The organism is Dactylosporangium sp. NPDC005572 (genome assembly GCF_040605515.1).
Classification (GTDB): domain Bacteria; phylum Actinomycetota; class Actinomycetes; order Mycobacteriales; family Micromonosporaceae; genus Dactylosporangium.
In genome coordinates this window covers 73,767-99,453 of record NZ_JBEXCY010000011.1, presented here as the reverse complement: position 1 = coordinate 99,453, position 25,687 = coordinate 73,767, and the positions used below count along the sequence as shown (strand labels likewise).

Below are 25,687 nucleotides of genomic sequence, written 5' to 3'. Positions count from 1 at the left end.
CGGACTGACACGTGCGCGGTACGTGACGGCACTAGGCTCCCAGTAGGAACAGTGACCACGACAATGGGTAGGGGACTGTGATCGACCTGAGCCGGATCGTCAAGGCGTACGACGTGCGGGGCACCGTGCCCGACCAGCTCAACGAGCCGGTGGCCGAGGCACTCGGCCGCGCGTTCGTGCTCACGCTGCGCGACCGCGGCGAGTTCGCCGAGCGGATCGTCACCGCGCACGACATGCGCGAGTCCGGCCCGGCGCTGGCGGGCGCGTTCGCCGCCGGTGCGCGCGCCGAGGGCGCCGACATCGTGGAGGCGGGGCTGGGGTCGACCGACCTCCTCTACTACGCGTCGGGTGCGCTGGACCTGCCGGGCGCGATGTTCACGGCAAGTCACAATCCCGCGCAGTACAACGGGATCAAACTCTGCAAGCAGGGCGCCAAGCCCGTCGGGCAGGACACCGGGCTGGCCGACATCCGCTCGCGCGCCCAGGCGCTGCTCGACGCGGGTGACCGCGCGGGCGAACCGAAGGGTGGAATCGAGCAGCGCGGCATGCTCACCGCCTACGCCGCGCACCTGCGCACGCTGGTCGACCTCACCGGCATCCGCCCGCTGACCGTGGTCGTCGACGCCGGCAACGGCATGGGCGGCTACACGGTGCCCGCGGTGCTGGGCGAGGGGCTGCCGCTGACGATCATCCCGCTGTACTTCGAGCTCGACGGCTCGTTCCCCAACCACGAGGCCAACCCGCTGGAGCCGGCCAACCTGGTCGACCTGCAGGCCAAGGTCCGCGAGACCGGCGCCGACCTGGGCCTCGCCTTCGACGGCGACGCCGACCGCTGCTTCGTGGTCGACGAGCGCGGCGAGGCCGTCGCGCCGTCGACGATCACCGCGATGGTCGCCGTCCGCGAGCTGGCCAAAGTGCCCGGGGCCACGATCATCCACAACCTCATCACCTCGCGGGTCGTGCCCGAGATCATCACCGAGCACGGCGGCGTCCCCGTGCGCACCCGGGTCGGCCACTCGTTCATCAAGGGCGAGATGGCCCGCACCGGCGCCGTCTTCGGCGGCGAGCACTCGGCGCACTACTACTTCCGCGACTTCTGGGGCGCCGACACCGGCATGCTCGCCGCGATGCACACGCTCGCCATGCTCGGCGGGCAGGCCGCGCCGCTGTCCGCGCTCGCCAAGGACTACGAGCGCTACGCCGCCTCCGGGGAGATCAACTCAACGGTCGCCGACCAGACCGCCAAGATGGCCGAGATCGAGGCCGTGTTCGCGGTGCCCGTCGACCGCCTCGACGGCATCACGCTGGACTTTCCCGACGGCAGCTGGGCCAACGTGCGCCCGTCGAACACCGAGCCGCTCCTGCGGCTCAACGTCGAGGCGCCGACCGCCGAGCGGATGGCGGCCCTGCGCGATGAGATGCTGGGTGTGATCCGCCGCTGACGCCCGCACGAAGGAGATGGCACGCGTGTCCGTCGACCCCGCCCTGCTTTCGATCCTGCGCTGCCCCGACGAGCACCACGCCGAGCTCACGCTCGACGCGGACGAGCAGACGCTGACCTGCACCGAGTGCGGCCGGATCTACGAGATCCGCGACGGCATCCCGGTCCTGCTGCTCGACGAGGCCCGCACCGCGCCGGCCGAGGGGGAGCAGTCGTGAACCCGCTGGAAGGCACCGCGGGCGTCCGCGGGCACCGGGACGTCGACCTGTCGCTGCTCGACAACGCCGAGGCGCTGGAGCGCAACGACCCGGGCGGCATGCTGCGGGCCACCGCGTCGGCCGGCGCCCAGGTGCGGGAGTCGGCGGCCCTGGCCGCCGAGACCGACCTGAGCGCGCTGGCCGACGAGGGCCGGCCCCGCGCCGTGGTCATCGCCGGGGTCGGCACCGCCGCCCGCACCGGCGACATCCTGGAGACCGTCGCCGGGCCGCGCTGCCCGGTGCCGGTCCTCGCCCACCGCAGCGCCGGCATCCCCGGCTGGGTCGGCGCCGCCGACGTGGTCATCGCGGTGTCGGCGTCGGGCCGCTCCCCGGAGGCGCTCGCCGCGGCCGAGGCCGCCGGCCGCCGCGGCGCCCGGCTGGTCGCGATCGGTGCCCCCGACACCCAGCTGCACGCCCTCGCCGACCGCTTCCGGGCGCCGTTCATCCCGGTGCCCCGCCGCGCCCCGGCCCGGGCCAGCCTGTGGGGGCTCGCCGTGCCGGTGCTGTTCATCGGCCGCCAGCTCGGCCTGGTCAAGGTCAACGAGGCGGACTTCGCGGAGACCGCGTCGCGTCTCGACGCCGACGCCGACCGCTGCCGCATGACCCTGGAGTCGTTCGTCAACCCCGGCAAGAGCCTCGCGCTCGACCTGGCCCACTCGGTGCCGATCGTCTGGGGCTCGTCGCCGCTGGCCACGGTGGCCGCGCGGCGCTTCGGCGACACGCTCGCCGCCAACGCCCGCTACCCCGCCGTGGCCGGCGCCCTCGGCGAGGCCGGCCGCGGCCGGGTGGGCCTGCTCGACGGCGTCTACGGCGGCCTGGCCGAGGCCGACCGCGACATCTTCGCCGACCCGTCCGACGACGACAACGACAGCCCGACCCGCCTGCGGCTGGTCCTGCTGCGCGACGGCGGGCTGGCCAACGACGAGGAGGAACTCGACGGCGAGCCGACCGTGGTGGAGGAGCGGCGCGCCGAGGCGGTCCAGGAGCTGGCCGAACGCCGCGGCGTGCGGGTGAGCCTGATCACCGCCGAGGGTGGCTCGGCTCTGGAACGATTGGCGTCGCTCGTGGCTGTGCCGGACTTCGCCTCCATCTATCTTGGACTCGCGCACGGCTTCGACCCCATGGCCGTGCCCGCCGTGTCCGAGATGAAGGAGCTGGTCAGTCCGTGAGTACCGAAGGTGGGACGAAGGCCGTAGTCGCGGCACTGTTCGCGAACCTCGGCATCGCCGTCACCAAGTTCATCGCGTTCGCCCTGACCGGGTCCTCGTCGATGCTGGCCGAGGCCATCCACTCGGTCGCCGACTCCGGCAACCAGGGCCTGCTGCTGTTCGGCGGCCGGCAGGCCGTACGGCCCGCCACCGCGCGCCACCCGTTCGGGTACGGCCGCGACCGGTACATCTACGCCTTCATCGTGGCCGTCGTGCTGTTCTTCGTCGGCGGCATCTTCGCGCTCTACGAGGCGTGGCACAAGCTGGCCGACCCGCACCCGATCGAGGAGTGGAAGTGGGTGCCGGTCGTGGTGCTCGTCGCCGCGATCATCATGGAGAGCCTGTCGTTCCGCACGGCCATCATCGAGACCCAGAAGATCAAGGGCGAGGCGTCGTGGTGGCAGTTCATCCGCCGCGCCAAGCAGCCCGAGCTGCCGGTCATCCTGCTCGAGGACCTCGCCGCGCTGCTGGGCCTGGTCCTGGCGCTGTTCGGCGTCGGGATGACCCTGATCACCGACAACGGCATCTGGGACGGCGTCGGCACCGCCGCGATCGGTGTGCTGCTCATCGTGGTCGCCGCGATCCTCGCGGTGGAGATGAAGAGCCTCCTGGTCGGCGAGTCGGCCACCGACGAGCAGATCGACGCCATCGAGCAGGCCATCGTCGACGGCCCCGAGGTCGAGTCCGTGATCCACATGCGCACCGTCCACCTGGGCCCCGACGAGCTGCTCGTCGCGGCGAAGATCGCGGTCCGGCACAACGAGACGGCCGACGAGGTCGCCCGCGGCATCGACGCGGCCGAGGCCCGCATCCGGGCCGCCGTGCCGATCGCCCGGGTCATCTACCTGGAGCCGGACATCTACCAGGCGGGGAAGGCCGGGCAGGAGACGGCCGCCCCCTCGACCGCGGAGGCGCATTAGCTTGGAGCTGCTGGATAGCCCGATCCGCAAGTACGCGTGGGGGTCGCACACCGCGATCGCCACCCTGCAGGGCCGCCCGGCGCCGACGGACGACCCGGAGGCGGAGCTGTGGATGGGCGCCCACCCGGCGAGCCCGTCCCGGCTCGCGGTGAGCGGCATGTCGCTCGTCGACGCGGTCGCCACCGACCCGCAGACCCTGCTGGGCCCGCGCAACGTCGAGCGGTTCGGGCTCCGGCTGCCGTTCCTGCTGAAGGTGCTGGCCGCGGCCCAGCCGCTGTCCCTCCAGGCCCACCCGGACCTGGAGCGGGCACGCGAGCGGTTCGCGGCCGGCCACGCCTCGTACGTCGACGCCTGGCACAAGCCGGAGATGCTGGTCGCGGTCACCGAGTTCGACGCCCTGTGCGGCTTCCGCGACCCGGCCGACACGGCCCGTGACCTGGCGGCACTGAACGTCCCGCGGCTCAAGGCGACGATCGACGCCCTGAGCCAGCCCGACCCGGCCCGGGCACTGCGCGACGCGGTCCGCGGCCTGCTCGGCCAGCCCGACCCGGAGCTGGTCGCCGACGTGGTGGCCGCCAGCCGCCCCGGCGAGCTGATCGCCGACCTGGCCGTCCAGTATCCGGGCGACACCGGCGTCATCGTCGCCACCCTGCTCAACCGCGTCCGCCTCCGCCCGACCGAGGCGGTCTGGATGCCGGCCGGCAACCTGCACGCCTACCTGCAGGGCGTCGGCGTCGAGATCATGGCCGCCTCCGACAACGTCCTGCGGGGCGGCCTGACCCCGAAGCACGTGGACGTGGAGGAGCTGCTGGACGTGCTGCGCTTCGAGGTCCTCCCGGACCCGGTGACGCGCCCGGTGGCCCTGGCGCCCGGCCTGACCGCGTACCCGGTGCCCATCGAGGACTTCACCCTGCACCGCGCGGTGCTCACCGCCGAGACCCCGGCGGTCCGCTTCCCGGCGGGCGGCCCACGCATCATCCTCTGCCTACGGGGCACCCTGCGGGTCGACGACGGCGTGGTCCCGGTGTCGCTGACCCAGGGCCAGGCAGCGTTCGCACCGGCGTCACGGCCGGAGCTCGCGGTGAGCGGCACTGGCGAGGCGTATCAGGCGGCGACTCCGTAGCGCTCGTGCTTTGGCCCTCGCCATGATCAAGGGAAACTTCTGGCTGTGATAGCGACCAGATCTTTCCCTTGATCATGGGGAGGAATCCGCACGCCCCGTCGATCTCGCACGGCGAGCTCCTCGCGGAGGCTCGAGGGTCCGTGGAGTCGTCCGCACGTCCACGCCGACCTCCGCGACCTCGGTGACCCGCACCGCGGTCCAGGAGTGCGGGGCGCGGCTTCAGTGGGCCGGGCGTGTCCGGCACGGTCGGTGACGGAGCGGTCGGCCGATTTGGCGGCGCGGGGTACGTTGATTGAGAAACGTGTCCGCATCGACGTGGTGCGATGCAAGGGTCATCGACAGCGCGAGCCCGGCGACCCGTTCTGCCAGGCGCGCTGCTGAGCGTCCTGCTCGCCGCGCTCTGCTGCTCCGGCGCGACGCGTCGCCTCCTGACCCCCGCGCTTGTGGCGGGGCTGTGGAGGCTCGTATGGACATCCGGTGGCGGATTCCCGGCAGCGCTGGCGGATGGCGTGGACGCGGCCAGCGCAGGGGTGCGGGCCGCCGAGGTCGTGGCGGGCTGAGGTCGCGGCGGGCTGAGGTCGCGGCGGGCTGAGGTCGCGGCGGGCTGAGGTCGCGGCGGTAGGTCAGGGCAGTAGGTCACGGCGGGGCGGGCCGACGGCGTTGTGGCAGCTGGGCGGGTCGCCGAGATCGCGGCAGTGGATCCCGGCCGGGCCGGCCGGCGGCGTCGAGGCGACCGGTGTGGACGTCCAGGCCGCCGAGGGTGCGTCCGGCAACGTAGGCCGGCGGCGTTCGGCGCATCCGGGGTGTCGAGGTCGCGACGCCGGTCGCCATGCCACGGAGTCGGCCCGACGCTGCCCGGCGTTTGACGCGCAGCGCATGCGGTACAAGTCCGGCTTGACCGATTTTTGCGATTTGCTCGACATTCGTATCGCGCAGAGTAGTGTTGCGGGTGCGCAGGGGTTGGCAATGGGTGCGAGCCGCATGCGGGGGAACCAAACCGGGGGGAAGCGCGGGGCGGTGGGAGCGATCTCACCGCCCCGCGCGCTGTCCAGTGTCAATCCGCGCCACCGTGAGGCGGTTGGTCCCCGGCAAATCGTCCCGCGTACCGTGAAGGGTCGCCGCAACGCCTCTGGAGAAGCAGGAGATTGCATTGACCAGCACGATGCCGCCGCAGACCGACCCGGGAGACCGCCCGCAGACCGTCGCCGACGGCGACTTCAAGGTGGCCGATCTCTCCCTCGCGGCCTTCGGGCGCAAGGAAATCCAGCTCGCCGAGCACGAGATGCCCGGCCTGATGGCGATCCGCCGTGAGTTCGCCGCTGCGCAGCCGCTGCGGGGTGCGCGGATCACCGGGTCGTTGCACATGACGATCCAGACCGCGGTACTGATCGAGACCCTCGCCGCCCTCGGCGCGCAGGTGCGGTGGGCGAGCTGCAACATCTTCTCCACCCAGGACCACGCGGCCGCGGCCATCGCGGTCGGCCCCGACGGCACGCCGGAGAAGCCGCAGGGCATCCCGGTGTACGCCTGGAAGGGCGAGACCCTGGAGGAGTACTGGTGGTGCACCGAGCAGGTGCTCGTCTGGCCCGACGGCCAGGGCCCCAACATGATCCTCGACGACGGCGGTGACGCCACCCTGCTCGTGCACAAGGGTGCGGAGTTCGAGGGCGCCGGCGCCGTGCCGTCGCCGGACACGGCCGACTCCGAGGAGTACGCCGTGATCCTGGGCCTGCTGCAGCGCTCGCTGCAGGAGGACAACCGCCGCTGGACCCGCGTCGCCGCCGGCATCAAGGGCGTGACGGAGGAGACCACGACGGGCGTGCACCGCCTGTACGAGATGCAGCAGCAGGGCACGCTGCTCTTCCCGGCGATCAACGTCAACGACTCGGTCACCAAGTCGAAGTTCGACAACAAGTACGGCTGCCGCCACTCGCTCATCGACGGCATCAACCGGGCCACCGACGTGCTCATCGGCGGCAAGGTCGCGGTCGTGTTCGGCTACGGCGACGTGGGCAAGGGCTGCGCCGAGTCGCTGCGCGGCCAGGGCGCCCGGGTCATCGTCACCGAGGTCGACCCGATCTGCGCGCTCCAGGCCGCGATGGACGGCTACCAGGTCGCCACGGTCGAGGACGTCGTCGAGACCGCCGACATCTTCGTCACCGCGACCGGCTGCCTCGACGTCATCACCGCCGACCACATGGCGCGGATGAAGCACCAGGCGATCGTCGGCAACATCGGCCACTTCGACAACGAGATCGACATGGCCGGCCTGGCCCGCCGGACGGACGTCAAGCGGATCAACATCAAGCCGCAGGTCGACGAGTGGAAGTTCGACGACGGCCACTCGATCATCGTGCTCTCCGAGGGGCGCCTGCTGAACCTCGGCAACGCGACCGGCCACCCGTCGTTCGTGATGTCGAACAGCTTCACCAACCAGGTCATCGCGCAGATCGAGCTGTTCACGAAGCTCGAGCAGTACCCCGTGGGCGTCTACACGCTGCCGAAGCACCTCGACGAGAAGGTGGCCCGCCTGCACCTCGACGCGCTCGGCGTCAGGCTCACCGAGCTGACCAAGAAGCAGGCCGAGTACCTCGGGATCCCGGTGGAGGGCCCGTACAAGTCGGACCACTACCGCTACTGATTCCAGTCCCGCGCAGCGGGGTCCGGTCATGTGACCGGACCCCGTTTGTGTTCTACAAGCTTGTAGCGGATCATCGAAGAGGTCTAAGGTATGGCTGACCTAACTTAGGTATAGCTAACCTACGGAGCTCGGCATGACCGCCATCTACCTGATCGGCCTCCGCGAAGGACTCGAGATCACGCTCGTCGTCTCGATCCTCGTGGCGTTCCTGGTCAAGAGCGGCCGCAAGCACCTGCTGAAGTGGGTCTGGTCCGGTGTCGCGCTCGCCGCCCTGATCTCGATCGGCTTCACGGCGCTGCTGGAGATCGGCGCCGCCGAGCTCACCTTCGAGCAGCAGGAGCTGTTCGAGGCGATCGCCTCGTTCGTGGCCGTCGCCTTCGTGACCTGGATGATCTTCTGGATGCGCCGCATGGCCCGGCGCATGGCCGCCGAGCTGCGTGGCCGGCTCGAAGAGGCGATCAAGGTCGGCACGTTCGCCGTCGCCGGCATGGCCTTCCTCGCCGTGATCCGCGAGGGCCTGGAGACGTCGATCCTGTTCTATGCCGCCGCACAGGGCGCGATGGACACCGCGGAGCCGCTCATCGGCATCTCGCTCGGCCTGCTCACGGCCGTCGTGCTCGGCTGGCTGCTGTATGCGAGCGCCGTGCGCATCAACCTGACGAAGTTCTTCACCTGGACCGGTGCCCTGCTGGTGCTGGTCGCCGCCGGCATCTTCAAGTACGGCGTGCACGACCTCCAGGAGGCCGGCATCGTGCCCGGCCTCAACACGTACGCGTACGACGTGACCAAGGCGTTCCCGCCCGACTCGTGGTACGCCGAGCTGCTGCGCGGCATGTTCAACTTCACGCCCCAGCCGTCCGTCCTGGAGACCGTCGCCTGGGCCGGCTACGGCATCCCGGTCCTCGTCCTGTTCCTGCTGCCGCTGCTGCGCAGGCAGCCGAAGACCGATGCGAAGCCGCCGGCAGTGGAGCCGGCCAGCACCAACGCCTGAAGTACCCACGGAATCCCCCTTCGTGTAGGAGCACCATGCGCATTTCACGACTGCTCGTCATCGGTGTCGCCTGCAGCCTGGCGGCGGCATGCGGCGGCGACAAGACCGAGGACCAGGGCGGCGACGCCCCGAAGAACGGCAAGATCACCGTCACCGCGACCGACACCGAGTGCAACGTCGCGACGACCGAGACCGCCGCCGGTCCGGTGACGTTCGCCATCAGCAACAAGGGCGCGAAGGTCACCGAGTTCTACGTCTACGCCGGCGGCGACCGGATCATGGGCGAGGTCGAGAACATCGCGCCGGGCCTGACCCGCGAGCTCATCGTCGAGCTGCCCGCCGGCACGTACGAGACGGCCTGCAAGCCCGGCATGATCGGCAAGGGCATCCGTGGCGGCTTCAAGGCCACCGGCGAGAACAAGCCGCTGACCGACGACGCGAAGCTCAAGCAGGCGACGACCGACTACCAGCGGTACGTCAAGAGCCAGACCGGCGCCCTGATCGACAAGACCACCGAGTTCGTCACCGCGGTCAAGGCGGGCGACATCGCGAAGGCCAAGGAGCTCTTCCCGATCGCCCGGACCTACTGGGAGCGCATCGAGCCCGTCGCGGAGAGCTTCGGCGACCTCGACCCGGCGATCGACGCCCGTGACGGCGACCTGGAGCCCGGCCAGGAGTGGACCGGCTTCCACAAGATCGAGCAGGACCTCTGGGTGAACAACGACGTCAGCAAGTCCGGCCCGACGGCCGACAAGCTGCTCACCGACGTCAAGACGATCGTCGAGAAGGCGAACACCGTCGAGCTGTCCCCGCTGAACCTGGCCAACGGCGCCAAGGAGCTGCTCGACGAGGTGGCCACCGGGAAGATCACCGGCGAGGAGGACCGCTACTCGCACACCGACCTGTGGGACTTCGCGGCCAACCTGGAGGGCTCGCGGGCGGCCATCGCCGCGCTGCGCCCGGTCATCGAGGAGAAGGACGCCGCCCTGGCCAAGACGCTCGACGAGAAGTTCGCCGCGGCCCAGGCCGAGCTCGACAAGCACCGCAAGGGCGACGGCTGGAAGCTGCACAACGAGCTGTCCGAGACCGAGCTCAAGGCGCTCGCCGACACGATCAACGCGCTCGCCGAGCCGATCAGCAAGGTCGCCCCGCTGGTCGCCACCAAGTAGTCACGCACCGGCCGCGGGGGCGCCCCGCCCCCGCGGCCGTCCACAATGGAGGTTTCGATGGACCGCCGGAAGATGCTCGGCCTCGCCGGGGCGGGAGCCGTCGGAGCGGCCGCCGCCGGTGTCGTCGGCGCACAGGTGTTCGACAGCCCAAACCCTGCGCAAGCCGCCGATGCGGGCGCCGCCATCCCCTTCTACGGCGCGCACCAGGCCGGCATCGTCACCCCGGCGCAGGACCGCCTGCACTTCGTCGCGTTCGACGTCATCACCAGCAAGCGCGAGGAGCTCGTCGAGCTGCTCCAGCGCTGGACCATGGCCGCCGCGCGGATGACCACCGGCAAGGACGCCGGCAGCATCGGCGCGGTGAACGGCGCGCCCGAGGCCGCGCCCGACGACACCGGCGAGGCGCTCGGCCTGCCGCCGTCCGGCCTCACCCTGACCATCGGCTTCGGCCCGAGCCTCTTCCGTACCGCCGACGGCAAGGACCGCTTCGGTATCGCGGACAAGCGCCCGGCGGCCCTCGCCGACCTGCCCCGGTTCGCCAAGGACACGCTGCAGCCGGCGATCTCCGACGGCGACATCTGCGTGCAGGCCTGCGCCCACGACCCGCAGGTCGCCGTGCACGCCGTGCGCAACCTCGCGCGCATCGGCTTCGGCGTGGTGAGCGTGCGCTGGTCGCAGCTCGGCTTCGGCCGCACCTCGTCGACCTCGCGCAGCCAGACCACGGCCCGCAACCTGTTCGGCTTCAAGGACGGCACCGCCAACCTCAAGGCCGAGGACGCGAAGCTGCTCCAGGACCACCTGTGGGTGCAGGCCGGCGACGGTCCGGAGTGGATGACCGGCGGGTCCTATGTGGTCACCCGCAAGATCCGTATGCTCATCGAGACGTGGGATCGCACGTCGCTCGGCGAGCAGGAGGGGATCATCGGTCGCAACAAGGGCGAGGGCGCACCGCTGACCGGGGTGAAGGAGTTCGACGAGCCGGCCTTCGCGGTGAAGGACGCCGCCGGTGAGTCGACGATAGCGATGGATTCGCATGTACGGCTGGCGCACCCGGACTTCAACAACGGCGCACGCCTGCTCCGGCGTGGGTACAACTTCGTCGATGGTTCCGACGGCCTCGGGCGGCTCGACGCCGGGCTCTTCTTCATTGCGTACCAACGGGATCCACGCCGCCAGTTCGTGCCCATGCAAACTCAGCTCGCGCGTCAGGACGCACTCAACGAGTACATCCGCCATGTGTCAAGTGGTTTGTTCGCCTGCCCGCCGGGCATCAAGGCCGCCGACGACTACTGGGGTCGATCCCTGTTTGCGTAGATTTGACGGGTTGTTTCCAGGTCATTTCGGGCGTGGGTCGGCAAGATCTACTTGCACCATCTGTAATCTGACGACTTCGCAACGTCCGTTAGTGCCGTAAATTCGTCCCGCAATCGTCCGCATAACGGGACAGTTACGAATCTCTACATCCTCTATGCAGGCAGAGCCGAGCGTCGTTTCCTTTAGGCACCACAACGCAGCCCGGTTGGCCCACGGTCGTGCCCGCGACCGCGGACTGGTCGTGGCCCGGGCCTGCGTTTCTGACTGGAGGGGACATGCGTACGAGATCGAAGGGGCTTACCAGCCTCGTCGCGGTCGGGGCAGCCACCGTGCTGGTTCTGAGCGCTTGCGGTGGCGGCGGCGGCGACAAGGACAACGGCGCGCCGACATCCAACGCCGGTTACGCGGATTGCGAGAAGAACCCGAACACCTGCAACAGTGGGCAGACCAAGCCCGGTGGTGAGTACGTCTTCGGCCTGGAGCAGAGCTTCACGAGCTGGAACATCAACACCGAAGAGGGCAACACGCTGGTCGCCGCGCAGGCGATGTCCGGTCTCATCCCGCAGGTCTTCAAGTCGGACCCGGGTGGTCAGCTGCAGCTCAACACCGACCTGCTCGTCTCGGCGGAGCTCACGAACCAGAACCCGCAGACGATCGTCTACAAGATCAAGCCGGACGCCGTGTGGAACGACGGCACGGCGATCGGCATCGACGACTTCACGCTCGCCTGGAAGCAGAACTCCGGCAAGAAGGAGCACTGCACCGAGTGCGCGCCGGCGAGCTCGTCCGGCTGGGAGCTCATCAAGAGCATCGTCGGCTCCGACAACGGCAAGACGGTGACCCTCACCTTCGAGGACGGCAAGACCTACGCCGACTGGAAGGGCCTGTACTCCACCGACGGCCTCTACCCGGCCCACCTCGCCACCAAGCAGGGCTTCGACCTGAACAAGCCCGAGGGCGTCAACAGCGCCGCCAACTGGTTCAGCGAGACGGTCCCGACCTGGTCCGGCGGCCCGCTGGTCATCGAGTCCTTCACCAAGGACCAGTCGCTGGTGCTGAAGAAGAACGACAAGTGGTACGGCAAGGTCAAGCCGTCGCTGGACAAGGTCGTCTTCAAGTTCATCATCGACCAGGGCTCCGTGATCCCGGCGCTGAAGAACAAGGAGATCACCGGCATGTCGCCGCAGCCGAACGCGGCGCTCGTCAACGGCGCGGGTGAGACGCCCGGCGTGATCTACCGCATCGGCCACGGGTACACGTGGGAGCACATCGACCTGAACCTGAAGAACAAGTACCTGGCCGACACCGCCCTGCGCCAGGCGATCTTCACGGCGATCAACGTCAAGTCGGTGATCGACAAGACCTACGGCGTCTTCGACAAGCAGGCCAAGCCGCTCGGCAGCCACAACTTCTTCCCCGGCGACCCCAACTACAAGGACGTCGTCTCGTCGACCGGCCAGGGCTCGGGCGACATCGAGAAGGCGAAGAAGATCCTCACCGACGCCGGCTACAAGATCGAGGGCGGCAAGCTCATCACCAAGGCGGGCGAGACCGTGCCGGCCTTCCGCTTCCGCCACACCAAGGGCAACCAGCTGCGCGCCACGACCGGCGAGCTGGTCCAGGCCGCGCTGAAGAACCTCGGCATCGAGATCAAGATCGAGGTCACCGAGACGCTCGGCAAGACGCTCACCACCGGTGACTTCGACTTCATCATCTTCGCCTGGGTCGGCAGCCCGCTCTTCCAGGGCAGTGCCGAGCAGAACTGGGTGACCGGCGGCGGCGGCAACTACGGCAACTACACGAACTCGCAGGTCGACGACCTCAACAAGCAGGGTGCGCAGGCCCTCGACGCCAAGAAGGGCGCCGACCTGCTCAACCAGGCCAACGAGATCATGGCCAAGGACGCGTACGTGCTGCCGCTCGTGCAGAAGCCGACGCTCACCTTCACGTACTCCGACTACGTGAACTTCCGCGACAACCCGACGCAGTGGAGCCCGACCTACAACATCCAGGAGTGGGGCCAGAAGGCCGCCTGAGTCTGGGCTTTCTCACACGGGGACCCCGGACGCCGGCGACGGCGTCCGGGGTCCTGCGTCAAGCGGAGGTAGATCATGATTGCCTATGCGGTGCGCCGGCTCCTGATCGGAATCCCGGTACTGCTCGCCGCCTCGATCTTCGTGTTCGTCATCGCGTCCCTCTCGGGCAACCCCATCGACGACATGGAAGCGCGGAACCCACCGGTACCGCTGGAGACCCGCCAGCTTGAGGCCCACCGGCTCGGCCTCGACAAGTCATTGCCCGAACGGTACTTCGACTGGCTGTTCGGCCTCGTCGTGCACGGCGACTTCGGCCAGTCCACCGAGCGCACACTCAACATCGGTGAGCAGCTCGGCGACCGGCTCTGGGTCACCCTGCGGCTGGTCTTCGTGGCCATGCTGCTCGCCGTGATCCTGGCCGTCATCTCCGGCGTCATCAGCGCCGTCAAGCAGTACAGCAAGGTCGACTACGGCTTCACGTTCGTGGGCTTCCTGGCCCTGTCGATCCCGTCCTTCTGGCTGGCGCTGCTGCTGAAGGAGGCGGGCATCGCCTACAACCAGAGCACCGGGACGCAGACCTTCTACACGCTCGGCGACAAGGACTACAACCACGACCGGTTCGACACGTGGGGGAAGATCGCCGACATCGCCGGGCACATGGTGCTGCCCACGATCGCGCTGACGCTGATCACCTACGCGGCGTGGAGCCGCTACCAGCGCGGCGCCATGCTGGAGGTCCTCAACAGCGACTACGTCCGCCTGGCCCGGGCCAAGGGCCTGCGCAGCCGGCAGGTGATGATCCGCCACGCGCTGCGCACGGCGCTCATCCCGCTGACCACGATCACCGCGGTCGACATCGGCGCCATCTTCGGCGGCGCGGTCATCACGGAGACCGTCTTCAACTGGGCCGGGATGGGGACGTACCTGCTGGAGTCCGTGACCCGGCGGGACGTGAACTCGATCCTGGGCTGGCTGCTGGTCTCCGGCCTCGTGGTCATCCTGTTCAACATTGTCGCCGACCTGCTGTACGCCGTGCTCGACCCGAGGATCCGCTATGAGTGACACGACCGTCGCCGCCAAGCCCCCGGCGCAGCAGACCGTGCAGGAGATCAACACCCGGCAACGGACCCAGCTCGAGCTGGTCATCCGGCGCTTCCTGCGGCACAAGCTCGCCGTCGGCAGCCTGGTGCTGTTCCTGCTGATCGTGCTGTTCGCGTTCGTCGGGCCGCTGCTGTGGAAGTACGACTACACCTACATCGACGGGCCGAGCTACTCGCCACCGTCGATGGACTATCCGCTCGGCACCGACCAGGCCGGCCACGACCTGCTCGGCCAGAGCATGCGCGGCACCCAGCAGTCGCTGAAGATCTCGCTGCTGGTGGCGCTGATCGCGACCACCTTCGGCGCGCTGTGGGGCGCCGTCGCCGGCTTCTACCGGGGCTGGCTCGACGGCCTGCTCATGCGCATCGCCGACGTGGTGCTCACCCTGCCCAGCATCGCCATCGCGGTCTCCCTGGCGATCAACTTCCGCGGCGGCGCCAGCTGGTGGGGCCTCGCCCTGGTGCTGTCGTTCCTGGCCTGGGCCGGCATCTCGCGCGTGGTCCGGGGCGTCGTGCTCGCGCTGCGCGAGCAGGAGTTCATCGAGGCGGCCAAGGCGATGGGCGCCAGCGACCTGCGGATCATCCTGCGGCACCTGCTGCCCAACGCGCTCGGCACGATCATCGTCGCGGCCACGGTCACGATCGCGACGACGATCCTGGCCGAGACCGCCCTGTCGTTCATCGGCTTCGGCGTGCAGCGACCGGACACCTCGCTCGGCCTGCTCATCAACGACGCCAAGCTGTCCGTGCAGGACCAGCCCTGGCTGTTCTACTTCCCGGGCCTGTTCATCATCCTCATCGCGCTCACCGTCAACTTCGTCGGCGACGGGCTCCGCGACGCCTTCGACCCCCGACAGACCTTGGTGCGCCGATGACCAGCATCTCTTTGGACCCACCCGTCGCCACTGACACCGTGCTCGAGGTCAGCGACCTCAGCGTGGCCTTCCCGACCGAGGACGGGCTGGTCAAGGCCGTCCGAGGGGTCTCGTACTCGCTGCGGCGGGGCGAGACGCTCGGCATCGTCGGCGAGTCCGGCTCCGGCAAGTCAGTGACGTCGCTCGCCCTCATGGGCCTGCTGCCCCGCTCCGCCCGGATCACCGGCTCCGCCAAGTTCCGCGGCGAGGAGCTGCTGGGCAAGAACGACCGTCAGATGAGCGCGGTCCGCGGCAAGCACCTGGCGATGATCTTCCAGGACCCGCTGACCTCGCTCAACCCGGTGTACCCCATCGGCAAGCAGATCGCCGAGGCCGTCCTCGTCCACAACGAGGTCAGCCGGCGCACCGCCTGGGACCGGGCCGTCGAGCTGTTGCGGGTCGTCGGCATCCCGAACGCCGAGCAGCGCGTGCACAACTACCCGCACGAGATGTCGGGCGGCATGCGCCAGCGCGTCGTCATCGCGATCGCCATGGCCAACAACCCGGAGGTCATGATCGCGGACGAGCCCACGACGGCGCTCGACGTGACCGTGCAGGCGCAGGTCCTGGAGGCCCTCGAGGCCGCCCGGACCGAGATCGGCGCCGCGCTCGTGCTCATCACGCACGACCTCGGGGTCATCGCCGGGCACGCGGACCGGATCTGCGTCATGTACGCCGGGAAGCTCGTCGAGTCGGGCACGGTCGACGACATCTTCTACCGCCCGCGCATGCCCTACGCCCTCGGCCTGCTGGGCAGCCTGCCCCGCGTCGACGAGGGCCGCGACGCCCGGCTCACGCCGATCGTCGGCACCCCGCCGTCGCTGCTCAACCTGCCGCCGGGCTGCCCGTTCCGGCCGCGCTGCCCGCTCGCGCAGGACGTCTGCGACGAGTCGGAGCCCTCGCTGGAGGCGGTCGAGCACGGTCACTTCGCGGCCTGCCACTTCAGCGACCAGCTGGGGTCGGCGTCGGCGGCCGACGTGTTCACCGTGACCTCGATCGACGTCGACACCAACGAGGTCGACGTGGCGTCCACGTCCCTGGCCACCGACGTGGCCGACGTCTCGGAGGAGGACGCGTGAGCACCGCCGTCGCTACCAAGGCCGTCATCTCGGCGCGCAACCTGGTCAAGCACTTCCCGGTCCGGTCGCGGGGCATCCTGCGCCGCCGGGTCGGCGAGGTGCACGCGGTCTGCGACGTGTCGTTCGAGATCGGCGCCAACGAGACCCTCGGCCTCGTCGGCGAGTCGGGCTGCGGCAAGTCGACCACGGCCCGCCTGCTGCTCAACCTGATCCGCCCGACCAGCGGCACGATCCAGTACGAGGGCAGGGACCTGGCGACGCTGTCCCGGGCCCAGATGCGCCCCCTGCGGCGGGACCTGCAGATCGTCTTCCAGGACCCGTACGCCTCGCTCGACCCGCGCATGACGGTGTTCGAGATCATCGCCGAGCCGCTGCGGATCCACGGCCTGTTCGGCTCCGCGGGCCGCTCCACGGTCCGCGAGCTGATGAAGACCGTGGGCCTGAACGCGGAGCACGGCAACCGGTACCCGCACGAGTTCTCCGGCGGCCAGCGCCAACGGATCGGCATCGCCCGGGCACTGGCGCTGCGCCCGAAGGTCCTCGTGCTGGACGAGCCGGTGTCGGCCCTGGACGTCTCCATCCAGGCCGGCGTGATCAACCTGCTGGAGGACCTGCAGACCGAGCTCGGCCTGTCGTACCTCTTCGTCTCGCACGACCTCTCCGTGGTACGCCACATCGCCCATCGGGTCGCCGTGATGTACCTGGGCAAGATCGTGGAGACGGCCTCGGTCGAGGAGCTGTTCACGAAGGCCTCGCACCCGTACACGCAGGCCCTCATCTCGGCGATCCCGCTGCCCGACCCGCGCAAGGAGCGGATGCGGCAGCGCATCCTGCTCACCGGCGACGTCCCGAGCCCGGTGGACCCGCCGTCGGGCTGCCGCTTCCGGACCCGCTGCCCGAAGTTCGCGGGCGTGCTCTCGAGGGACGAGCAGCAGCGCTGTGTCACGGAGGAGCCGGCCCTGACCGACCGCGGCCAGGGCCACCTGAGCGCCTGCCACTACGCGGAGGCGGTCAAGCTCGTCTGACGCTGTGTGGGCTCCGGGGCCGCCGCAACGGCCCCGGAGCCACCACCGCGCCGGCCCTCAGGGGCGCGGGGCGGCCGAGCGGATCGTCGGGACCGAACCCGTCGGTGCGGGCGGTGCGGAACCCGGCGGCGGCGCCTGCGGCATCGTGAAGGCCGGGGTCCACGGCGTCGGCTGCAGCGGTGACGTCGGCGCCGACACCTGACCCGACACGATCAGCGGCGGGGTCGGGTTCAGCGCGGCGGCCAGGGTCGGGAACATGCTCGCCGACGCGGCGCGGACCCGCATCAGCTGCCGTGCGGCCCGGCGGTGGCGCTCGGCGAGGACGGCGGCGAGGTACGCCCAGCCGGGCACGCCGTACGGCGGCGGCGGGGTCGTGCAGGCGGCGACCTCCCGGGCCAGCGCCTGGCCGAGCTGGGTGCGGGCCGGCTCGGAGATCTCCCGGTTGCGGGCGAGGAAGTGCCGCACCGCGAGGGCCAGGCTGTCGTCGAGGCCGGTCAGGTCGAGCAGCGCCGCCCAGCGGGCCAGCGGCGGCGGCATCGCGGGCACCCAGCCCCAGCTCGCCGGGGTGCGCTCGTGGATGACGATGGTGCCGGCGGCCAGGTCGCCGAGCCGCTTGCCGCTGCGGTTGAGCAGCAGGGTGCCGAGGCTCGCCAGCCAGGTGACCACCGGCATCAGCAGACCGGGCCACTCCAGCGCCAGGCCCACCAGCCCACGCGTGAACGCGTGCCGGAAGCGCACCGGGCCGCCGTCGTCGCGCACGACGCGCAGGCCCATGGCGGCCTTGCCCGGGGTGCGCCCACGCAGCAGCGTCTCGAAGAAGACCGGGTACCCCAGCAGTACCGTCACCACGACCACCACCATGACCGCCTGGTCCAGGCCGGGGTCGAACAGCCCCAGGAGGAGCAGCAGCCACTCGCCCAGCCGGGCCAGGACCAGCAGCGCGACGAACAGCACCACCTGCGCGACGATGTCGATCATCAGCGCGAGGACCCGCGAGCCGGCCCGCGCCACGCGCACGTCCAGCTCGACGGCCTCGCCGCTGACCAGCCGGTCGCCGGGGACCTCGGGGGCTGACGTGACGGCCATGGCGAACAGTGTCCTACAAGAGCGCACCCCCGTGGGTCGCGCGGGCCGTCTACGCTGCCGGGGTGGACCTGGACGCGTACGTCGCCGAGCACGGCGGCGAGTGGCGGCGCCTGGAGGAGCTCAGCCGGCGCCGGCGCGTGACCGCCGCCGAGGCCGACGAGCTCGTCGCGCTGTACCAGCGCGCGGCGACGCACCTGTCCCTCGTCCGCAGCCGCTCGCCCGACCCGGCGCTCGTGGCCCGCCTGTCCCGCCTGGTCCTCACGGCCCGCAACGCGATCACGGGCGCGCCCGCCTTCTCGTGGCAGACGGTCGGCCGCTTCTTCACCACGACGTTTCCCCTGGCCGTGTACCGCGCGTGGCCCTGGTGGTGCGGCGTGGCCACCACCTTCTCGCTGTTCACGTTCGGCCTCATGGCGTACATCGCGGCCAACCCCGAGGTGGCGAACTACTTCGTCTCCGACCGCGAGATCGCCACCCTGGTCAACAGCGAGTTCGAGGGCTACTACAGCGAGTTCCAGCCGCAGAACTCCACCCTGCGCGTGTGGACCAACAACGCCCTCCTCACCGGCATGGTGCTGGCCGCGGGTGTACTCCTGGTGCCCGTCGCCTACATCCTCTTCATCAACGCCCTGAACACAGGCCTGGTCGGCGGCGTCATGATCGCGTACGGCCGCAGCGACGTCTTCTTCGGCATGATCATCCCGCACGGCCTCCTGGAACTGACCGCGGTCTTCATCGGCGCGGGCGTGGGGCTGCGCATCGGCTGGTCCTGGATAGCCCCCGGCCCGTACCGCACCAGGGGCCGCGCGCTGGCCGAGACCGCCCGCGAGGGCATGCTGGTGGCCCTGGGCCTGGTGGTGGTGCTCCTGGTGAGCGGCCTCCTGGAGGGCTTCGTGACCCCGGCGCCGATCCCCATGCTCCTGAAGGACCTGGTCGGCGCCCTGGTGTGGGGCGCGTTCCTGACCTACATCGTCGTCCTCGGCCGCCGGGCCGCCCACCGCGGCGAGTCGACGGCCCTCCCGGAGGACCAGACCGAGGCCGCCCTGCCCACCAGCTAGCGCCCGCGGTCCCGGCGTCAGAGGCGGCCGGAGTGCTTCAGGGACAAGTAGTGGTCGGTCAGCCTGGAGGCGAACTCGTCCACGGGGGCGTCGACGACCTCGACGCCGTGGTGGCGCAGGGCGGACGCCACCCGGTCGCGTTCGGCCAGGGCGCGCTGGGCGGCCGCGGCGGCGTACACGTCGGCCGGCTTCGCGGCCGGGCCGACCCGGGCCATCCGGGTCAGCTCCGGGTCGTGGACGGCCGCGACGATCACCTTGTGCTTGGCGGCCAGCTGCGGCAGCACGGGCAGGAGCCCCTCGCCGAGCGCGCCCGGCTCCAGCGCCGTGAACAGCACGACCAGCGCCCGCTTGCGCTCGCGGCGCAGCACCTCGCCGGCGACCAGCCCGAAGTCGGTCTCGACCAGCGCGGGCTCCAGCGGGGCCATCGCGGTCACCAGGCGGAACAGCAGCGTGCGCCGCTCGACGTTGGTCACCGACGCGCGCACCGCGGTGTCGACCGCCAGCAGGTCGACCCGGTCGTCGGCGCGCGACGCCACCGACGCGAGCAGCATCGCCGCGTCCATGGCGGCGTCGAGGCGCGGCTCGTCGCCGATGCGCGCCGCCGACGTACGGCCCGTGTCGAGCACGCAGACCAGGCGCCGGTCGCGCTCGGGGCGCCACGTGCGCACCACGACGTCGGACCGCCGGGCGCTGCCGCGCCAGTCGATGGAGCGGACGTCGTCGCCGAGCACGTACTCCCGCAGGGTGTCGAACTCCGTCCCCTGCCCCCGCCCCCGGGTCACCACCGAACCGTCGAGCACGCGCAGCCGCGCCAGCTTCTCCGGCAGCAGCCGCCGCGAGGTGAAGCGCGGATACACCCGCAGCGCCCACGGCGGCGTCAACGCGTCCGAGGCCGCGCGGCTGCTCTGCCGGTACGCCAGCCGCAGCGGACCGTAGGCCCGCACCGTCACCCGCACGGCCGGCCGGTCGCCGCGCCGCGTCGGGGTGAGCCTGGTGGTCAGGGCGACGGCCCGCCCCGGCTCGATCCGCACGTCCTGGATCGCCGGCGTGGCCCCGGCCGACGGCACCCAGGCGTCGCGGATCTGGCCGGCGAACACCCGGTCGGATCCGTTGTGGACGACCAGCTTCACCACGCCCGACTCGCCGAGCCAGACGGCCTGGTCACCGGTGCGGCTCATCCGCAGCCGCCCCGGCGACGGCGCGGCCAGCGCGTCGCCCAGCGCGGCGCCGAACACCACCAGCACGAGCACCCCGGCGACCGGCCAGAGCACCGCCGCGCTGATCCCGCTCCCCGCGACGAGGCCGACGATGGAGAGCAGCACCGTGCCCGCCGCGAGCAGCGCCGCCGGCCGCCAGGTGATCATCGCGGCGTCGGGACGGTGGCCAGTACCGAGTCGAGGACGGCGTCGGAGGTGACGCCCTCGAGCTCGGCCTCGGGCCGCAGGCGGACGCGGTGGCGCAGCGCCGGGCGGGCCAGCGCCTTGACGTCGTCGGGCGTGACGTAGTCGCGGCCGGTCAGCCAGGCCCACGCCTTCGCCGCCGCGAGCAGCGCCGTGGCGCCGCGCGGGGAGGCGCCCAGCTCCAGCGACGGCGAGACCCGGGTCGCGCGGCAGAGGTCCACGATGTACGCGAGCACGCCGTCGGCCACCGCCACCCGCTGCACCGCGGCCCGGCCGGCCACCAGGTCGGCGGCGGTCGCCACCGCCTGCACGCCGGCGTCACGGAGGCGGCGCGGGTCGAAGCCCCGGTGGTGGGCCCGCAGGACCCCCAGCTCCTCGTCGCGGGTGGGCAGCGGCACGGTCAGCTTCAGCAGGAACCGGTCCAGCTGCGCCTCGGGCAGCGGATAGGTGCCCTCATACTCGATCGGGTTCTGGGTGGCGGCGACCAGGAACGGATCGGGCAGCGCCCGCGGCCGCCCCTCGACCGACACCTGCCGCTCCTCCATGACCTCCAGCAGCGACGCCTGCGTCTTCGGCGGCGTCCGGTTGATCTCGTCGGCGAGCAGCAGGTTGGTGAACACCGGCCCCTCGCGGAACTGGAACTCGGCGCTGCGCGCGTCGAAGATCAGCGACCCGGTCACGTCGCCGGGCATCAGGTCGGGCGTGAACTGCACACGCTTGGCGTCGAGGTCGAGCGCGGCCGCGATGGTGCGGATGAGCAGCGTCTTCGCCACGCCCGGCACGCCTTCGAGCAGCACGTGGCCGCGGGCCAGCAGCGCGATGACCATGCCGGTCACCACCGCGTCCTGGCCGACGACGACCTTGGCCACCTCGGCGCGCAGACGCCCGAGCGCCGCCCGGGCCTGCTGCGTCCCGGGGTCGGCGCCGGTGCCCTGGGTCATCGGAATGGCGGTGTCGGTCACCGTGACTCTCCTTCGAATGGCGCGTGCGTTGCCGGGCCCGCTGATGTCTCGGTCGTGGATGGCGCGCCGGGCGGCGCGGCCGGGCCGTCCGCCTGCGCCGCATCACCGGACGCCGGTTCGGCCGGGCCGCCGGCCTGTGCGGCGTCACCGGACCCCGGTGTGGCTGGGCCGTGCCCTTGTGTCGCATTACCGGGCCCCGGTGCGGCCTGGCCGTGCCCTTGTGCTGCGTCACCGGACGTCGGCGCGGCCGGGCCCTGCCCTTGCGCCGCGGCGGCGTCCGTCGCGGCGGCCGGGTCGTCCGCCGCGGTGGACGACGGGCGTTGTGCGGCGACGGCGTCCGCCAGCCGCTCGAGGCGGACGGCCGCGGCGACGAGCTGCTGGTCGTCGTCCGGCTCCGGGCCGAACAGCGTCTGCTCGACCACCTCGGCCGGCCAGCCGCTCTGTGCGGCGACGGCCTCGACGAGCGCCGGCGGCTCGGTGTCGGGCTCCAGTCGCAGCAGCCGGGACATCCGGGCGACCGCCGCCTCCCGCAGTGTCCGCAGGGACTCGCCACGGGCCCTCGCCCGCAGGTACAGCCGGCCGCGCCCGGACACCGTCTCCGTGGCCCGCACGACGACCGGCAGCGGCTCGACCACCGGGCCGCCGAGCCGGCGGGCCTGCGCGACCGCGAGCGCCAGGACGATCGCCGTCAGCAGTACCACCGCCACCTGCGTCCACGGCGGGAACGCCTGCAGGAGCGGGTTCGGCGCCTCGTCGGAGTCGCTCTCGCCGCCCGCCTGCGGCTGGCTGCCGTCGGGGTCGCTGTTGTCGCCGCGGACCGGGAAGTCGGAGTCGCCGGACTGCTCGGACGGCGCCGGGCGCAGGGACGGCGGCGCGGCCGGGTCGTCGCGGACGGCCGGGTCGTCGGTGACGAGCGGTGGTGGCTCCTTGCGGTGCAGGTCGAGCCAGATGAGGGTGGGCGCCCCGGTCAGCAGGCCGGTCGCGAGCTTCGCGTTGCCGTGCTCGCCGATCCGGTCGTTGCGGAACGGGTCGGCCGACCCGACGACGACGATCCGGCCGGAGTCCCGGCTCACCACCACGAGCGCGCCGTCGTAACAGCGGTCGAGCTCGCGGCCCGCGTCGGGGTCGACCGGCCCGTAGCGGGTGCGGCCGACCGCGGCCCGCCCCGCCTGCGCCGCCGGTGCGAAGCCGCACCCCGGTGCCGAGACCACGCTCGCATACTGCCGGTCGGCGCTGACGATCGGCAGGAAGCCCTCGTACAACGTCTTGGTCCGCGGCTCGACCACCACCACGGTGGTCGAGGACGGCAGCAGCTTCAGCATGCGCAGGTAATAGGGGTGCACCAGCTCGGGCGTGCTGATGAACAGCGTCGCGTTGCCGCGGTGCGCGGCGACGAGCGCGTCGGACGACTTCGTCATGCGCTCGATCCGGACGCCCGCGTCGCGCACCCGGCCGGCGAGCGTCGCCGCACCGATGTCCGCCGTGCTGGCCGGCGACAGGTACGCCGCGTCCTCCTCGTCCGGCTGCTCCAGCTGATACAGCAGCGTGCCGACCAGGATGAGCACCAGCACGATCGCGGGCGGCAGCACCAGCCGCAGCCAGCGCCGGCTCCGGCGCCGCGGCGGGGAGGCCGGCTCGGGCGCGGCCGGGCCCGCGGACCTGGCCGGCGCGTCGGGCGGAGCGGGGGGAACCGTCGCGGTCGTCATGCTCCGACCTCCGCGGCGAGCCGGCGCATCCGGTCGTCGTGCTCCGCGGTGGCGGGGCGTTGCCCGTACCAGACGTCGGAGAAGATGCCCGTCGCGCTGCGCAGCGGGGCGTCGACCGCCGGCATGGCGGCGGCCGCGGCGCCGGCGAGCTCGGTGACCGTCATGCCGGGCCGGTGCTCCAGCACCCGGCGCTCGACCAGCCCGCGGACGATCGCGCGGAGCCGCTCCCGGATCGCCTCCGCATAGCGGCCCTCGGCGGCCAGCCGGTCGGCCAGCGACATGAACACGTGCGCCGGCAGGTCGGGCAGCTCGGCGTCGGGCTCCGGCTCGATCTGCGGCGCCGCCGCCTCGGGCAGCTCGGCCTCCTCGTGCTCCGGCCGCTTGCGCCGGCGCAGGAAGCCGGGCAGCCGTCGGGGCACCCAGGCAGGGTAGAAGAAATGCAGCAGGGCGAAGGCCACCGACGCGGTGATCAGGATGAAGAGGATCCAGGCCAGCGACAGCTTGCTGCAGACGTCCTGGAGCAGCTCGGACCACTCGCGGGTCATCGCGCCGCCCCGAGGATCGCGGCGCCGGCCAGGTCGACCGGCCGGCCGAGCCGGCGGATGCGTCCGATCGCGATGTCCAGGCCCTCCACCCGCATGCGGGTCTCCAGGTAGAGCACCGCGTCGATGCAGGCCAGCGTCGCGTAGGCCACCGCGTCGACGAGCACCCACAGCGCCAGCATCAGCAGCGTGAACGCGACGGTGCCGGGGCGCAGGGTGACCTGCAGCAGTCCGTATGCCGTATAGCCGAGCGCCAGCCGGATGGCGGCCCAGCTGAGGTAGCCGCCGAGGCGGACCGCCGCACCGCGCAGGCCGACCGACGCCAGCTTGAACGAGCGGCCCAGCGCCCTGGCGGGACCGACCCGGTCGACGACGAGCGCCGGCGCGGCCAGGCCGACCAGCCCGAAGAGGAACAGCCAGGGAAGCAGGAGGAAGAGCGAGCCGGCGAGCAGGATCACGGCGGTCACGCCGGCCACCACCAGCAGCGCCGGCAACCGGCGCAGCACCTGTCGCAGCAGCTGCCGCCAGGCGGCCGGCTGGCCGAGCAGGCCCGGCCCGGCGGCGGCGCCGGCCAGCCCGCCGAGCAGGGCGAGGATCGTGCCCTCGGTCGTCAGCCCGACGCAGAAGGCCAGCCATGACGAGCCGAACCGATCGGGATCGGGCAGGTGCAGCGGCGGCTCCGTGCCGGCCCACGCGCGCAGGGGATAGAGGAACGCCTGCTCGCACACCGCCAGCACGGCGGCCGACACCAGGAGCAGGGGCCACTGCACGCGCAGCAGCGACACCGCCGCGTCGAGCAGCTCACCGAAGGTGAGCGGACGCATCGGTATGACGGCCCGGGTGTCTTCCACGCGCACACCGTAGTAGGCCTGGGCGACAAATTTTGTGCCGATAGTCTCGAAGGTCACGCAGAGTGGACGTGATCGACACGGAGGGGCACGGCTCGCCCATGATCGGCCGACGGGTTCCCATGTTCGGGCGGTGAGGTGAAATATTGGACCGCATGAGAGCCCGTGTCCTGGTGGTCGACGACGACCCCGCCCTCGCCGAGATGCTCGGCATCGTCCTGCGCAGCGAAGGTTTCCTCCCCTCGTTCGTCGCGGACGGTGAGCGTGCCCTCGCTGCGTTCCGGGACACCCGGCCCGACATCGTGCTGCTCGACCTGATGCTCCCCGGGATGAGCGGGATCGACGTCTGCCGGTCCATCCGCGCCGAGTCCGGCGTGCCGATCGTGATGCTCACCGCCAAGAGCGACACGGTCGACGTGGTCCTCGGCCTCGAGTCCGGCGCCGACGACTACGTCATGAAGCCCTTTAAGCCCAAGGAGCTCGTCGCGCGCATGCGGGCGCGGCTGCGCCGGGGCGAGGACGTGGCGCCCGAGCTGCTGACCATAGGGCCACCCGGCAACCAGATCACCATCGACGTGCCGGCGCACACCGTCATGCGCGACGGCGACGAGGTCAAGCTGACCCCGCTGGAGTTCGACCTGCTGGTGGCGCTCGCGCGCAAGCCGCGCCAGGTCTTCACCCGCGAGGTGCTGCTGGAGCAGGTCTGGGGCTACCGGCACGCCGCCGACACGCGCCTGGTCAACGTCCACGTCCAGCGGCTGCGCGCGAAGATCGAGCCCGACCCCGAGAAGCCGGAGATCATCCTCACCGTGCGGGGCGTCGGTTACAAGGCCGGTACTGGTTAGGTCGTGTTCCGTGGTGCGTATT

Annotated in this window: 22 protein-coding genes; 16 read left to right on the top strand and 6 right to left on the bottom strand. The window is 71.3% G+C overall.

The genetic code is table 11. The features are described 5' to 3' along the window. Positions 1-77: 77 nt before the first annotated feature. The 14 genes from ABZS66_RS08805 to ABZS66_RS08740 all read left to right on the top strand — a co-directional run bounded on the left by ABZS66_RS08805 (position 78) and on the right by ABZS66_RS08740 (position 17,218). Positions 78-1,442, top strand: a complete 1,365-nt coding sequence (locus tag ABZS66_RS08805) for a phosphomannomutase/phosphoglucomutase (RefSeq protein WP_354756522.1) — start codon at positions 78-80, stop codon at positions 1,440-1,442. A 25-nt stretch (positions 1,443-1,467) separates the two neighbouring features. Further along, positions 1,468-1,659, top strand: coding sequence for a Trm112 family protein (locus ABZS66_RS08800; protein ID WP_238015216.1), 192 nt, complete (start codon positions 1,468-1,470; stop codon positions 1,657-1,659). A gap of 5 nt (positions 1,660-1,664) precedes the next feature. Further along, on the top strand, positions 1,665-2,867 hold the full coding sequence (locus ABZS66_RS08795; RefSeq protein ID WP_354756549.1) for an SIS domain-containing protein: 1,203 nt from the start codon (positions 1,665-1,667) through the stop codon (positions 2,865-2,867). Continuing rightward, entirely contained in the window at positions 2,864-3,826 is a 963-nt protein-coding gene (locus ABZS66_RS08790; protein WP_354756521.1) for a cation diffusion facilitator family transporter, read from the top strand. The genes ABZS66_RS08795 and ABZS66_RS08790 overlap by 4 nt, the downstream gene beginning before the upstream one ends. A gap of 1 nt (position 3,827) precedes the next feature. Further along, positions 3,828-4,949: a mannose-6-phosphate isomerase, class I gene (gene manA, locus ABZS66_RS08785; protein ID WP_354756520.1), complete on the top strand. Its 1,122-nt coding sequence runs from the start codon at positions 3,828-3,830 to the stop codon at positions 4,947-4,949. Positions 4,950-6,111: 1,162 nt separating this feature from the next. After that, positions 6,112-7,590 (top strand): adenosylhomocysteinase, encoded by a 1,479-nt coding sequence (ahcY, locus tag ABZS66_RS08780; protein ID WP_354756548.1) that lies wholly within the window; start codon positions 6,112-6,114, stop codon positions 7,588-7,590. A gap of 133 nt (positions 7,591-7,723) precedes the next feature. Further along, on the top strand, positions 7,724-8,581 hold the full coding sequence (efeU, locus tag ABZS66_RS08775; RefSeq protein ID WP_354756519.1) for an iron uptake transporter permease EfeU: 858 nt from the start codon (positions 7,724-7,726) through the stop codon (positions 8,579-8,581). Between the two features lie 35 nt (positions 8,582-8,616). Continuing rightward, a complete protein-coding gene (gene efeO, locus ABZS66_RS08770) occupies positions 8,617-9,750 on the top strand; it encodes an iron uptake system protein EfeO (RefSeq protein WP_354756517.1) in 1,134 nt (377 codons plus the stop codon). Positions 9,751-9,807: 57 nt separating this feature from the next. Next, positions 9,808-11,064, top strand: coding sequence for an iron uptake transporter deferrochelatase/peroxidase subunit (gene efeB / locus ABZS66_RS08765; protein WP_354756515.1), 1,257 nt, complete (start codon positions 9,808-9,810; stop codon positions 11,062-11,064). A 275-nt stretch (positions 11,065-11,339) separates the two neighbouring features. Beyond that, positions 11,340-13,100 (top strand): ABC transporter family substrate-binding protein, encoded by a 1,761-nt coding sequence (locus ABZS66_RS08760; protein WP_354756513.1) that lies wholly within the window; start codon positions 11,340-11,342, stop codon positions 13,098-13,100. Between the two features lie 75 nt (positions 13,101-13,175). Further along, positions 13,176-14,162 carry an ABC transporter permease gene (locus ABZS66_RS08755; RefSeq protein ID WP_354756511.1) on the top strand — a complete coding sequence of 329 codons (987 nt, stop codon included), beginning with the start codon at positions 13,176-13,178 and terminating at the stop codon, positions 14,160-14,162. Further along, the gene (locus tag ABZS66_RS08750; protein ID WP_354756509.1) at positions 14,155-15,075 is read left to right on the top strand and encodes an ABC transporter permease; all 921 of its coding nucleotides are present in this window, start codon (positions 14,155-14,157) and stop codon (positions 15,073-15,075) included. Before ABZS66_RS08755 ends, ABZS66_RS08750 begins: the two co-directional genes overlap by 8 nt. Further along, positions 15,072-16,193 (top strand): ABC transporter ATP-binding protein, encoded by a 1,122-nt coding sequence (locus ABZS66_RS08745; RefSeq protein WP_354756508.1) that lies wholly within the window; start codon positions 15,072-15,074, stop codon positions 16,191-16,193. Before ABZS66_RS08750 ends, ABZS66_RS08745 begins: the two co-directional genes overlap by 4 nt. Then, a complete protein-coding gene (locus ABZS66_RS08740; protein ID WP_354756506.1) occupies positions 16,190-17,218 on the top strand; it encodes an oligopeptide/dipeptide ABC transporter ATP-binding protein in 1,029 nt (342 codons plus the stop codon). Before ABZS66_RS08745 ends, ABZS66_RS08740 begins: the two co-directional genes overlap by 4 nt. Before the next feature lie 57 nt (positions 17,219-17,275). Here the strand turns inward: ABZS66_RS08740 and ABZS66_RS08735 are convergent, their stop codons facing one another. Further along, positions 17,276-18,304 carry an RDD family protein gene (locus tag ABZS66_RS08735; RefSeq protein WP_354756504.1) on the bottom strand — a complete coding sequence of 343 codons (1,029 nt, stop codon included), beginning with the start codon at positions 18,302-18,304 and terminating at the stop codon, positions 17,276-17,278. Between the two features lie 62 nt (positions 18,305-18,366). Here ABZS66_RS08735 and ABZS66_RS08730 point away from each other — a divergent pair, with 62 nt between their 5' ends. Further along, complete coding sequence (locus tag ABZS66_RS08730) at positions 18,367-19,362, top strand: stage II sporulation protein M (RefSeq protein ID WP_354756502.1); 996 nt, start codon at positions 18,367-18,369, stop codon at positions 19,360-19,362. A gap of 17 nt (positions 19,363-19,379) precedes the next feature. Here ABZS66_RS08730 and ABZS66_RS08725 read toward each other — a convergent pair whose 3' ends face one another. Genes ABZS66_RS08725 through ABZS66_RS08705 form a run of 5 tightly spaced genes read right to left on the bottom strand, consistent with a single transcriptional unit; the run spans position 19,380 to position 24,823 of the window. Beyond that, on the bottom strand, positions 19,380-20,726 hold the full coding sequence (locus ABZS66_RS08725) for a DUF58 domain-containing protein (protein WP_354756500.1): 1,347 nt from the start codon (positions 20,724-20,726) through the stop codon (positions 19,380-19,382). Next, positions 20,723-21,703, bottom strand: a complete 981-nt coding sequence (locus ABZS66_RS08720) for a MoxR family ATPase (protein ID WP_354756547.1) — start codon at positions 21,701-21,703, stop codon at positions 20,723-20,725. The genes ABZS66_RS08725 and ABZS66_RS08720 overlap by 4 nt, the downstream gene beginning before the upstream one ends. A gap of 17 nt (positions 21,704-21,720) precedes the next feature. Continuing rightward, positions 21,721-23,430: a DUF4350 domain-containing protein gene (locus ABZS66_RS08715; RefSeq protein WP_354756499.1), complete on the bottom strand. Its 1,710-nt coding sequence runs from the start codon at positions 23,428-23,430 to the stop codon at positions 21,721-21,723. Next, complete coding sequence (locus ABZS66_RS08710) at positions 23,427-23,975, bottom strand: DUF4129 domain-containing protein (RefSeq protein WP_354756497.1); 549 nt, start codon at positions 23,973-23,975, stop codon at positions 23,427-23,429. Before ABZS66_RS08710 ends, ABZS66_RS08715 begins: the two co-directional genes overlap by 4 nt. Beyond that, positions 23,972-24,823 (bottom strand): hypothetical protein, encoded by an 852-nt coding sequence (locus tag ABZS66_RS08705; RefSeq protein ID WP_354756495.1) that lies wholly within the window; start codon positions 24,821-24,823, stop codon positions 23,972-23,974. Before ABZS66_RS08705 ends, ABZS66_RS08710 begins: the two co-directional genes overlap by 4 nt. Before the next feature lie 152 nt (positions 24,824-24,975). Between ABZS66_RS08705 and mtrA the strand changes: the two genes are divergently transcribed. After that, positions 24,976-25,665 carry an MtrAB system response regulator MtrA gene (gene mtrA / locus ABZS66_RS08700; protein ID WP_190251405.1) on the top strand — a complete coding sequence of 230 codons (690 nt, stop codon included), beginning with the start codon at positions 24,976-24,978 and terminating at the stop codon, positions 25,663-25,665. Positions 25,666-25,687 lie beyond the last annotated feature (22 nt).